This is a genomic window from Burkholderia sp. Ac-20353 (genome assembly GCF_017104785.1).
Classification (GTDB): Bacteria; Pseudomonadota; Gammaproteobacteria; order Burkholderiales; family Burkholderiaceae; genus Burkholderia.
In genome coordinates this window covers 46,125-57,270 of sequence record NZ_JAAGPL010000040.1, presented here as the reverse complement: position 1 = coordinate 57,270, position 11,146 = coordinate 46,125, and the positions used below count along the sequence as shown (strand labels likewise).

Below are 11,146 nucleotides of genomic sequence, written 5' to 3'. Positions count from 1 at the left end.
GTCTTAGCAAACCGCCTGCGCACGCTTTACGCCCAGTAATTCCGATTAACGCTTGCACCCTACGTATTACCGCGGCTGCTGGCACGTAGTTAGCCGGTGCTTATTCTTCCGGTACCGTCATCCCCCGACCATATTAGGGTCAAGGATTTCTTTCCGGACAAAAGTGCTTTACAACCCGAAGGCCTTCTTCACACACGCGGCATTGCTGGATCAGGCTTTCGCCCATTGTCCAAAATTCCCCACTGCTGCCTCCCGTAGGAGTCTGGGCCGTGTCTCAGTCCCAGTGTGGCTGGTCGTCCTCTCAGACCAGCTACTGATCGTCGCCTTGGTAGGCCTTTACCCCACCAACTAGCTAATCAGCCATCGGCCAACCCTATAGCGCGAGGCCCGAAGGTCCCCCGCTTTCATCCGTAGATCGTATGCGGTATTAATCCGGCTTTCGCCGGGCTATCCCCCACTACAGGACATGTTCCGATGTATTACTCACCCGTTCGCCACTCGCCACCAGGTGCAAGCACCCGTGCTGCCGTTCGACTTGCATGTGTAAGGCATGCCGCCAGCGTTCAATCTGAGCCAGGATCAAACTCTTCAGTTCAAACCTGTTACTGTTTTCGGTTCTTTCGAACCGGTCGCTCACTCAAAGCTGACAGGTCATATGAATTGCTTCATAAACCTGACTTACTTTAGTGTGAGACTCTTGATACTTTTGCTATCCCGATCCGAGGACCGGGCTCGCTGTCATCAAGCGCCCACACTTATCGGCTGTTAATTTTTAAAGAGCGTTACTGCGAGAAGCTTGGCTTTCTCAGCAGCGCTGCGTTTTCAGCAGCAGAGAAATGAGATTATGAACACTGTTTCGCAGTTCGTCAACAACTTTTTACTACCTCGTTGCGACTGCGGGGTTCATCTTCCTTCCCCTTCTCCCGCGCCGCGTTGCCGTTAGCGCGAAAGAGGCGTGATTGTAGGCATCGGCCCCGGCATGCGCAAGGGGTTTGTGAAATAAATGTTAAAAGGCGTCGCACGCTACCGCGTGCGACGCCTTTTATATAAACCGACGAACCGTCAGTCCGCGTGAACCAGCCGCGCGACGATCTCCATATAGTGATCGAGGTCGGGCGTCGGCTTCCCCTCGACCTTTGCCGTATCGTCCCAGCGCCGCAGGCGCAGCGCATCCTCCGCGTACGGGCGCTGCAGGAACGCGTCGGCTTCCGCGTCGCTGAAGATCCCGCCCTGCAGCGCGAGACTGCGCACCGAGTCCGGCGACAGGCTGTCGTAGTAGCCGGCGTCGATCCGGCACAGGCAGCGCTTCGCGTCGACGTGCAGCCGGATCGGCTCCAGCACCGCATCGGGCAGGATCGGCCGCAGGAACGGCAGCACATAGTATTGATGCAGATCGTCGATGCCGCGCGCGCTCGGCGTCTCGCCCTGGCGATTCAGCAAATGGCCGAGATCGTGCAGGAACGCGGCCGCGACCAGCGCATCGTCCGCGCCTGCCTCTTCCGCGAGCAGCCCGCTTTGCAGCGCATGCTCGAGCTGCGTGACCGGCTCCCCGCTGTAGGCCGTGTGACCAAGCTCCTGATACAGACCGCGAATCTCTTCAAGCGTCAAAGCCATCCCATCATCCCCATGGCAGCGAGAAGGTCTTGAGGTTCGTGAAGCTCTTCATCGCTTCCTGAACGCCTTCCTTGTAGCCCAAACCCGAATCCTTGATCCCGCCGAACGGCGTCAGCTCGATCCGGTAGCCCGGCACTTCCCATACGTTCACGGTGCCGACGCTCAATTCGTTGACGAAACGCACGATCGCTTCCGCGCTGTCGGTGCAAACGCCCGACGACAGCCCGAATGCGGTGCCGTTGCTGATCCGGATCGCGTCGTCGATGGTATCGAACGCGATCACGGGCGACACGGGGCCGAAGGTCTCCTCGCGCACCAGTGTCATCGCAGGATCGACGCAGTCGAGCACGGTCGGTGAATACAGCGCGCCGCGCCGCACGTTGCCCGTCAGCAGGCGGGCGCCCTGCGCAACCGCCTCGTCGACGCGCGCCTCGAACAGTCGCGCGGCGGCCTCGTCGATCACCGTGCCCATCTCGTTTGCCGGGTCGAACGGATCGCCGTACGTCCATGCGCGCGTCTTGTCGACCAGCAGATCGGTGAACGCCGGCGCGATCGAGCGCTGCACGAGAATCCGCTTGACGGCCGTACAGCGCTGGCCTGAGTTGCGGTATGAACCCTGCGCCGCGAGTGTTGCCGCACGGTCGAGATCGGCGTCCGCGAGGACGATCAGCGGATCGTTGCCGCCCAGTTCCAGCACGACGCGCCGGTAGCCCGCCTTCGCGGCAATGTATTTGCCGATCGCAACACCGCCGGTGAACGTGATCAGCGACGCGTGCGGATGCGTCAGCAATTCGTCGCAGATTTCGCGCGGGTCGCCGGTCAGCACCTGCAGCATCGGCTCGGGCAGGCCGGCTTCATAAAGCAGGTCGGCCAGATAGAACGCCGACAGCGGCACCTTCTCCGACGGCTTCACGATCACCCGGTTGTTCGTCGCGATCGCCGGCGCGACCTTGTGCGCGACCTGGTTCATCGGATGATTGAACGGCGTGATCGCGACGATCACCCCGTCGAGCGGCTGGCGCTGCGAGAACACGCGCCGCGCCTTGCCATGCGGAGTCAGGTCGCACGAGAAGCTCTGCGCATCGTCACGCAGCGCCTCGACCGACGCGAATTTCAGCACGTCCGCGACGCGGCCGATCTCGTAGCGCGAATCCTGCTTCGACAGCCCGGATTCCAGCGTGATCAGGTCCGACGCCTGCTCGACGCGCTCGCGCAGCAGCGCCGCCGCGCGCTCGAGTATCTGCGAACGCTCGTAGCGCGTGAGGCTCGGCCGATACCCGACCGCGTAATCGAACGCCGCGCGGACATCATCGACGCTCGCGAGCGGTGCCGTGCCGACGCGCTGCGCCGAATACGGATCGACGACGTCGAAGCTCCGCTCGCGCATCGCGCGTTCGCCGCACCAACGCAGCGCCTCGGCGCGAAACGCCGGGTGGTCTTGCCGGTTGCGCGACGTCATGATGCGATCCGGTTCAGCGCGAAATCGAAGACGTCGAAATTGCGCGGACGTCGCTCGGGATCGTCCCGCTCGACACGACGGTTGAACAACAGCGGCACCTCCTGCTCCGACACGCCGCCGTGCGAACGCAGCGGCACGGTCAGGCCCGACAGGTCGTGCTCGCGCTCGCGCGTGCCGAGTGTCGTGTCGCGGCGGGCGATCACGACCAGATCGCCGATCCGGTCGGTCGGCAGCTCGAAGCGCGCCGCGCTTTCCGCGTTGTCGAGCACGAGTTCGACGCCGTCGAGTCCGCCGATCCGCCACATCGCGTCCGCCCGGTCGACACCCGCCGCCAGGTAGACGGTCGCGAACGAGCCGAGCGCGCCGTGATGCACGACGTACGGATCGGTGATCGGCAGGATCACGCGCGCGGCCTGGGCACCGAACCAGCCGTCGAACGCATCCTGCAGATAAATGACGTTCGGCCGCCCCGTCACCGGGTCGTGCTTCGCGTTCATCCCGTGATCGGCGGTCAGGCCGATCACCCAGCCGAGCGCATCGAGCTGCGCGAGATAGCGGTCCATCATCGCGTAGAACGCATTCGCGCCATCGCTGCCGGGCGCACACTTGTGCTGCACGTAGTCGGTCGTCGACAGGTACATCAGGTCGACCTGCCGGGTCTGCGCGAGCCGCACGCCCGCGGCGAACACGAATTCGGACAGCGCCGCGCTATAGACATCCGGCGACGGCAGGCCGACCCAGTCGAGCACGTCGTCGATGCCGTTCTCCGCGAGATTCGCCTGCGCGGCCTTCTCCGCGGAAAAGCAGATGCCGCGCATCTGCCAGCCGAGCAGCCGGCGCAGCTTGTCCTTCGCGGTCACGACCGCCACGCGCGCGCCGGCGTCGGACGCCGCCGCGAGCAGCGTGCCGGCCCGCAGGTACGCGGGATCGTTCATCATCACCTCGGCGCCGCGTCCGCCGTCGGCGTCCGGGTCCCAGAAGTAGTTGCCGCAGATCCCGTGCACCGATGGCGGCACGCCGCAGACGATCGACAGGTTGTTCGGGTTGGTGAACGTCGGCACGACACAATCCGCGCGCCATGCGGTGCCTTCCGCGATCATCCGGCCGATGAACGGCGCGACGCCCGCCGCCACCGCCTGCTCCAGATAGTCGTACTCGCAGCCGTCGACGCACACGACGACGGTCGGCTCCGACGGCAGCCGGTAGCGCCGGCCGTTGACGTCGACATGCGCGGGCTGCGTGCCCGACGCCGCACCGGCTGCCTCAGGCGTGCCGGGTACCCGCAACGAAAACGCCGCGTTCATGATGCAGCCCTCCGGCCGCGCGGCACACGCGCAGCGATCAGCAACAGCGCCGCGAGCGACGCGCCGAGCATCAGCAGCGACAGCGCCGACGCAGGCAGGTAATAGCCACGCTCCACCTGGCCGATCACGACGATCGGCACGGTCGCGAAGCCGGGCGGGTAGACGGTCAGCGTCGCCCCGAGCTCGCCGAGCGACAGCGCGAAGCCGAGCGCGAGGCTCGCGCGCAGCGCCGGCACGATCTGCGGCACCAGCACGCGCCGCAGCACCATCGCGGGCGGCGCACCAAGGCTGGCCGCCGCTTCGCGCAACACCGTCAGTTCCGGGCGCAGTGCGGCCGCCGCGCAGCGATAGCAGAACGGCAGAATCAGCGCGAGCTGCACGAGCACGACGATCGCGGCCGAACTCGACAGGTCGACGGGCTTCTGGTGATACGCGATCAGCACCGCGAGCCCGAGCACGACGCTCGGCACGCCGTTGGGCACCATCACCAGCGCGTCGACGACCGCGCCGATGCCGCGCCGGTCGCGCCCTTCGAGCGCCAGTGCGAGCCACAGGCCGAGGATCGTGCCGATCACGGCGACGCCGAAGCCGATCTCGAGGCTCGTCGCGAGCGCGCCGTATTCCTGCGAACCGAGCTGCGCGAACCAGCGCAGGCTGTAGCCGGCCGGCAGGATGGTGCCGGACCAGCGGGTCGACACGCTCGACAGCGCGACGACGACCACCGGCAGCACAAACAGCCAGAAGCACGCGAACGCGGCGAGCGCGAGCGCAATGCGCGACGCATGCTTGAGCAGCGTGTCGGTCCAGCCGATCTGGTGGCGGGGCACGCGGTGCCCGATCCGGTATTCAGCGGACATCGTTCGTCCCTCCCGTCGCACGCCGGTTCACCCGGCGATAGACCGCATACAGCGCCAGCGACAGCGCGAGCATCATGACCGCGCCAGCCGACGCGGTCGGCAGGTCGAGATCGACGGTCGCGCTGCTGTAGATCGCGACCGGCAGCGTGACGAGCTTCGCACTGCCCAGCACGAGCAGGATCCCGAATTCGTTCAGCGTCAGCAGGAAGCACAGCACCGTACCGGCGGCGATCCCGGGCCACGCGATCGGCAGCACGACGCGCCGCGCGAGCATCCAGCCCGACGCCCCGAGGCTGCGCGCCGCTTCGATCAGCCGCAGGTCGAGCGTCGCGAACGACGCGAGCGTCGGCCGCACGACGAACGGCGTATAGAACATGGTCTGCGCGAGAATCACGCCGCCGAAGCCGAACAGGAAGTCGAGCGGCGGCTGGTCGAGATGGAACACCTGCTGCAGCGCGATGCTGACCGAGCCTTGCGAGCCGTACAGGAAGATCAGCGTGAACGCGACCAGGAACGACGGGAACGCGACGTACAGCTCCAGGAAGCGCGTGACGAGCGACGCGCCCGGGAACGGCCTGAAGAACAGCAGCGCCGCGAGCAGCACGCCGAGCAGCGACGCGGTGCCGGCGCTCGCGAACAGCACGCCGAGCGTCGTCAGCAGCACGTTGCGCGTGTCGGGATTGCCGAAGAAGCTTCGGTACGCGGCGAAGCTCAGGCCGTGATCGCCGCTCAGGCTCAGCAGCACGAGCTGCACGAGCGGATAGACGACGAGCGGGCCGAGCACGGCAACCGCCAGCAGGATCAGGTGCAAGTCGCCGGCGCGCTTGCGGCGACGCGCGGCCGCGGCATGCGCGGCGGCCGACGCGAGCGCCTGCGGCGACAGCGGGGCATCAGGGCTCGCATCAGGGCTCGATAAGGACGACATCGTCTGCCTCGCAATGCAGGGAAACTCGCGCGCCGCGCTCGGGCGCCGCACCGCGGCCGCGTTGCATCGTCACGCGCACCGGCTCGTCCGGCGCCGCGTCGATCACGACCGCGATCGACAGCTCCGCGCCTTGCCATTCGACCGACGCAACCGTGCCGTGCAGCCCGCCCGCCGCGAGCGGCCTGACGGTCAACTGCTCCGGCCGCACGCATGCGACCTTGTCGCGCACTTCGTAACGCGGATCGCCGAGCGGGAAGATCACGCGCGGCGGCAGCAGGTTCGCCGGGCCGAGATAGCGCGCGACATAGCCGTTCTGCGGCGTGTCGTAAAGCTGCTGCGGCGTGCCGAGCTGGGCGACGTGGCCGTCGCGCAACAACAGCGCGCGATCGGACAGCACCAGCGCATCGTCGCGGTCGTGCGTCACGCACACGACCGTCAGGTTCGGCAGGCGCTCGTGCAGCGCCTTCAGTTCGCTGCGCACCGACGCGCGCAGGTTGGCGTCGAGCGCCGACAGCGGCTCGTCGAGCAGCAGCACGTCGGGCTCGATCACGAGCGCGCGGGCGAGCGCGACGCGCTGCTGCATCCCGCCCGACAGCTGCGCCGGCATGTGATGGCCGGCGTCGCCGAGCTGGACGAGCTTCAGCGCGTCGGCGACGCGACGCGTCACTTCGGCGGACGCCATCCGCCGCGCGCGCAGCCCGAATGCGACGTTCTCGAACACCGACAGGTGCGGGAACAGCGCGTAGTTCTGGAACAGCAGACCAAGATTGCGCTTGTGCGGCGGCGCATAGGTCAGGTCACGCCCGGCAACGGTCAGCGTGCCGGTCAGGCCGTCGGCCTTCACGAACCCGGCGATGAAGCGCAGCAGCGTGGTCTTGCCGCAGCCGCTCTTGCCGAGCACGGTCAAAAATTCGCCGGCGCCAATCGACAGCGTCAGATCGTCCAGCACCGTACGTGCGCCGTAGCGCACGCTCAGGTGCTCGATCTGCACGCCGCCCGGCGCGCCGGACCGCTGCGTGGCATGCGGTCCGGCGGCGCCGAATGCGCCGGGATGGGTCATGGCGGTTTCCACCGTTTTCATCCTTTCAATTGCAGGCGGCGTGCGCCGATCACTTCGGCTTGACGACGTCGAGCTGCTTGCCCGAGCTGCCGATCACGTCCTTCTTCCAGCGCTCCAGCCACACCGGCTTCTTCGCCATCACCTGGGTCCAGTCGACCGGAATCAGCTTCACGCCCGCGATCGCGCGCTTCACCGCCTCGCCGTTCTTGCCTGCGAGCGGCACGTCGGTGCGGCCCGGGATGCCGTACATGTCCGGCACCTTCGACTGCACGTCCGTCGACATCAGGTAGTCGATCAGCTTCTTGCCGACGTCCTGGTTCGGGCCGCCCTTGATCAGGCCGATGCCGTACGGGAGCTGGAACGTCGTCGGCTGGTCGCCGTCCTTCGCCGCGAGGAAGATCGGCTTGACCGACAGGCCGCCGTGCTCGGCGTCGTCGAGATCCATCTGCAGGTCGCCGTTCGCAACGCTGATCTCGTTACGCGACAGCAGCACGTTCAGGTAGCCCGTGCCCTTCGTGTGGAACTTCACGCTCTGCGACAGCTTCGCGAGGTAGTCGAACGCCTTGTCCTCGCCCATCAGCGTGGTCGTCAGGATCAGTACGGCCATCCCGTCGCCGGCCGTTGCCGGGTTCGAGTACGCAACCTTGCCCGCGTAGTTCGGCGACAGCAGGTCGGCGAACGTCTTCGGCTGCTGCTTCACGATTTCCGGGTTGATCGCGAACGAGAAATAGTTGTTCACGAACGTCGCCCAGGTGCCGTCTTCCGCCTTCGCGATCGCCGGCACGTTCTTGTAGTTGACGCTCTGGTACGGCTGCAGCAGGCCCATCTGGCCGGCTTGCTGGATGAACGGCGGCAGCGTGACGATCACGTCGGCCTTCGGCGAATTCTTCTCGACGTTCGCGCGGTTCACGACTTCGCCACTACCCGCCGTGACGATGTTGACCTTGACGCCTTCCTTCTTCTCGAACGCCGGCAGCACGTCGCGGTAGAGGTTCTCGAGGCCGTCCGCCGTATACAGCACGACAGCGTTCGCCGCGTGCGCCGGCAGTGCGGCGCCTTGCAGCAGACCGGCGGCACAGGCGGCCAGCGCAAGCTTGCGGAACGCGCCGGCAGCGGCGCGCGAGGAATTCTGCAGTGTCATCTGACTTCTCCGTAGACGGAACAGCAAACGGCCGGCACAACCGGCTCCTGTTATCCGGGCGAACCGCCAGCCGGCCCGCCTCGTCGCCGCCCCGACCGATGCGGTCTCGTGCGGCAACCGAAGGATCACAGCGTTCGATGACAAACCCGTGACGACCACTCAAATTTCCAAAAAATGACACAATTTGCCAATATCATACACATCATCCGGAGCCGAAAACCGGCGCTCCGTCCGACTCTTTGCTGGAGAAAACCCGATGTCCACCCCCGATCCGATCCTGCTTACCCCCGGCCCGCTGACCACCTCCGCGGCAACGCGCGACGCGATGCAACACGACTGGGGATCGTGGGATGCCGCGTTCAATCGTCTGACCGAAAGCGTCTGCACCGACCTTGTCGGCATCGCGCACGGCGCCAATGAATATGTCTGCGTGCCGATGCAGGGCAGCGGCACGTTCTCGGTCGAAGCCGCGCTCGGCACGCTGGTGCCGCACGACGGCGTCGTGCTCGTGCCGGACAATGGCGCGTACTGCGCGCGCGTGCTGAAGATTCTCGACCGGCTCGGCATCGACGCGGTCGCGTTGCCGTTCGGCGAGGATGCGGCCGTCGATCCGGCCGCGATCGAAGCGGCCTTCGCGCGCGAACCGCGGATCACGCACGTCGCGCTCGTGCATCTCGAGACGAGCGCCGGGATCCTGAACCCGCTCGACGAGATCGCCGCCCTGTGCCGCCGGCACGGCAAGCGGCTGATCGTCGACGCGATGAGCTCGTTCGGCGCGTTGCCGATCACGCTCGACGGCAGCGGCATCGACGCGCTGATCTCCGCGAGCGGCAAGTGTCTCGAAGGCGTGCCGGGCATGGGCTTCGTGATCGCGCGGCGCGACGCGCTGGAGGCGAGCGAAGGCAACTCGCGGTCGCTCGCGCTCGATCTGTACGATCAATACGCGTACCTGCGCAAGACCGGCCAGTGGCGCTTCACGCCGCCGACGCACGTGGTCGCCGCGCTGCGCGCCGCGCTCGACCAGTTCCTCGCCGAAGGCGGTCAGCCTGCGCGCGGCGCGCGCTACACGGCGAATTGCCGGACGCTGATCGAATCGATGCGCGCGCTCGGCTTCGCGCCGTTCCTCGACGCAAGCGTGCAGGCGCCCGTGATCGTGACCTTCCACGCGCCGGCCGATCCGGCCTACGACTTCCGGCGCTTCTACGACGCGGTGCGCGATGCGGGCTTCATCCTGTACCCCGGCAAGCTCACGCAGCTCGAGACGTTCCGGGTCGGCTGCATCGGCGCGATCGATGCCGACGACGTGCGCCGTGCGGTCGCCGCGATCGCGCAAGCGGTCGAATCGCTCGGGATCTCGCAGCACCGCGCTTAAGCGAAAAGGGCCCGGCGGTTCGCACCGCCGGGCCCGACTCACTTCGACTTGAAACGCGTTACAGCTCGATCCGCTTGATGTCGCCGACGACGAAGATGTACGACGCGGCGCCGATCAGCGCGATCACGCCGATGAACACCAGCGCGCCGACGAACGAGCCGGTCGACGCGACGATGAAGCCGACGACGAGCGGCGTGATGATGCCGGCGAGGTTCGCCGCGAAGTTGAAGATGCCGCCCGTCACGCCGAGCAGGCCGTCCGGCGCGATGTCGGACACGAGCGTCCAGCCGAGCGCGGCCATCCCCTGCGCGAAGAACGCAACCGACATGATCGCGATCACCGCTTCGTTGCTCTGCACGTAGTTCGCGAGAATAATCGTCGATGCGAGCAGCAGGCCCGCGATGATCGGCAGCTTGCGCGCGAGGTTCGCGGACTTGCCGCGGCGCAGCAGCCAGTCGGAGAAGATCCCGCCGAACATCACGCCGACCGACGCGGCGATGAACGGCATCACCGCGAAGAAGCCGATCTTCAGCCAGCCCATGTGGCGCTCGGTCGCGAGATAGGTCGGGAACCAGGTCAGGAAAAACACGAGCGTCGAGTTGCCGGCGAACTGGCCGAGGCAGATGCCCGCGAGCTGGCGCTTCTTCAGCAGCTGGCCGGCCATGCGCCAGCTGAATTTCGCCTGCTCGGGCCGGTCGTCCTTCTTCGCGCCGTGCGCGAGGCCGCCGCCCGCTTCGATGTACTCGAGTTCCGCGCTGTTCGCGCCCGGATGGTTGCGCGGCTCGTGGTAGAGCTTCCACCAGACGAGACCGAACGCGATGCCGATCGCGCCGACGATCCAGAACAGCGAACGCCAGCCGAACGCGCCCATCACCGCGAACAGCACGGGGCTGAAGAACGCGAGGCCGATGTACTCGCCGACCGTGTAGGTGCCGGTCGCCATCGCGCGCTCGTTCTGCGGGAACCACGTCGCGACCACGCGGCTGTTGGTCGGGAAGCACGGCGCTTCCGCGATGCCGAGGCCGAGGCGGCACGCGAGCAGCGTCGCGACGCCGGGCACGAAGCCTTGCAGCAGCGTGCACAGCGACCACAGCGTCATCGACCAGTAATAGGTGATCTTGCTGCCGAAGCGGTCGAGGAAGAGGCCGCCCGGCACCTGCATCGCGACGTACGTCCATGAGAACGCGGAGAACATGATGCCCATCACCGCTGCGTTGATGCCGAGCTCCTTGGTGAGCTGCGGCGCAGCCACCCCCAGCACCGTGCGGTCGAGATAGTTGATCATCGTGCCGATCGCGAGCAGCGCGAGAATCCTGTAGCGCGCCGACGTGCGCCGGACCGTGCCGGCCGCCTGCGCCGGCTGGACCGGCGCGGTGTTCGTGTGGGTGGTGTGCTGCATGGTCGTCTCCTGGTC

Annotated in this window: 9 protein-coding genes and 1 rRNA gene; 1 reads left to right on the top strand and 9 read right to left on the bottom strand. The window is 66.6% G+C overall.

The window, feature by feature from the left end; genetic code table 11:
• The 8 genes from G3N94_RS14660 to phnS all read right to left on the bottom strand — a co-directional run.
• Positions 1-595, bottom strand: a 16S ribosomal RNA gene (locus tag G3N94_RS14660); the annotation flags it as partial.
• 467 nt (positions 596-1,062) lie between these two features.
• Positions 1,063-1,614 carry a phosphonate degradation HD-domain oxygenase gene (locus G3N94_RS14655; RefSeq protein WP_205793165.1) on the bottom strand — a complete coding sequence of 184 codons (552 nt, stop codon included), beginning with the start codon at positions 1,612-1,614 and terminating at the stop codon, positions 1,063-1,065.
• A 4-nt stretch (positions 1,615-1,618) separates the two neighbouring features.
• Entirely contained in the window at positions 1,619-3,073 is a 1,455-nt protein-coding gene (phnY, locus tag G3N94_RS14650; RefSeq protein WP_205793164.1) for a phosphonoacetaldehyde dehydrogenase, read from the bottom strand.
• The gene (gene phnA / locus G3N94_RS14645) at positions 3,070-4,377 is read right to left on the bottom strand and encodes a phosphonoacetate hydrolase (RefSeq protein ID WP_205793163.1); all 1,308 of its coding nucleotides are present in this window, start codon (positions 4,375-4,377) and stop codon (positions 3,070-3,072) included. The genes phnY and phnA overlap by 4 nt, the downstream gene beginning before the upstream one ends.
• Positions 4,374-5,234: a 2-aminoethylphosphonate ABC transport system, membrane component PhnV gene (phnV, locus tag G3N94_RS14640; protein ID WP_205793162.1), complete on the bottom strand. Its 861-nt coding sequence runs from the start codon at positions 5,232-5,234 to the stop codon at positions 4,374-4,376. Before phnV ends, phnA begins: the two co-directional genes overlap by 4 nt.
• Positions 5,224-6,159 (bottom strand): 2-aminoethylphosphonate ABC transporter permease subunit, encoded by a 936-nt coding sequence (phnU, locus tag G3N94_RS14635; RefSeq protein WP_205793161.1) that lies wholly within the window; start codon positions 6,157-6,159, stop codon positions 5,224-5,226. Before phnU ends, phnV begins: the two co-directional genes overlap by 11 nt.
• The gene (gene phnT / locus G3N94_RS14630) at positions 6,137-7,240 is read right to left on the bottom strand and encodes a 2-aminoethylphosphonate ABC transport system ATP-binding subunit PhnT (RefSeq protein ID WP_205793159.1); all 1,104 of its coding nucleotides are present in this window, start codon (positions 7,238-7,240) and stop codon (positions 6,137-6,139) included. The genes phnU and phnT overlap by 23 nt, the downstream gene beginning before the upstream one ends.
• Before the next feature lie 28 nt (positions 7,241-7,268).
• The gene (phnS, locus tag G3N94_RS14625; protein ID WP_205793157.1) at positions 7,269-8,360 is read right to left on the bottom strand and encodes a 2-aminoethylphosphonate ABC transporter substrate-binding protein; all 1,092 of its coding nucleotides are present in this window, start codon (positions 8,358-8,360) and stop codon (positions 7,269-7,271) included.
• A gap of 256 nt (positions 8,361-8,616) precedes the next feature.
• Between phnS and G3N94_RS14620 the strand changes: the two genes are divergently transcribed.
• Positions 8,617-9,732 carry a 2-aminoethylphosphonate--pyruvate transaminase gene (locus G3N94_RS14620; protein ID WP_205793155.1) on the top strand — a complete coding sequence of 372 codons (1,116 nt, stop codon included), beginning with the start codon at positions 8,617-8,619 and terminating at the stop codon, positions 9,730-9,732.
• Positions 9,733-9,790: 58 nt separating this feature from the next.
• Here the strand turns inward: G3N94_RS14620 and G3N94_RS14615 are convergent, their stop codons facing one another.
• A complete protein-coding gene (locus G3N94_RS14615; RefSeq protein WP_205793153.1) occupies positions 9,791-11,131 on the bottom strand; it encodes an MFS transporter in 1,341 nt (446 codons plus the stop codon).
• Positions 11,132-11,146 lie beyond the last annotated feature (15 nt).

Excerpts from the sequence above, each read along its gene's own strand:
- G3N94_RS14655 (WP_205793165.1), bottom strand. The coding sequence starts at position 1,614 with ATGGCTTTGACGCTTGAAGAGATTCGCGGTCTGTATCAGGAGCTTGGT.
- phnY (WP_205793164.1), bottom strand. The coding sequence starts at position 3,073 with ATGACGTCGCGCAACCGGCAAGACCACCCGGCGTTTCGCGCCGAGGCG.
- phnA (WP_205793163.1), bottom strand. The coding sequence starts at position 4,377 with ATGAACGCGGCGTTTTCGTTGCGGGTACCCGGCACGCCTGAGGCAGCC.
- phnV (WP_205793162.1), bottom strand. The coding sequence starts at position 5,234 with ATGTCCGCTGAATACCGGATCGGGCACCGCGTGCCCCGCCACCAGATC.
- phnU (WP_205793161.1), bottom strand. The coding sequence starts at position 6,159 with ATGTCGTCCTTATCGAGCCCTGATGCGAGCCCTGATGCCCCGCTGTCG.
- phnT (WP_205793159.1), bottom strand. The coding sequence starts at position 7,240 with ATGAAAACGGTGGAAACCGCCATGACCCATCCCGGCGCATTCGGCGCC.
- phnS (WP_205793157.1), bottom strand. The coding sequence starts at position 8,360 with ATGACACTGCAGAATTCCTCGCGCGCCGCTGCCGGCGCGTTCCGCAAG.
- G3N94_RS14620 (WP_205793155.1), top strand. The coding sequence starts at position 8,617 with ATGTCCACCCCCGATCCGATCCTGCTTACCCCCGGCCCGCTGACCACC.
- G3N94_RS14615 (WP_205793153.1), bottom strand. The coding sequence starts at position 11,131 with ATGCAGCACACCACCCACACGAACACCGCGCCGGTCCAGCCGGCGCAG.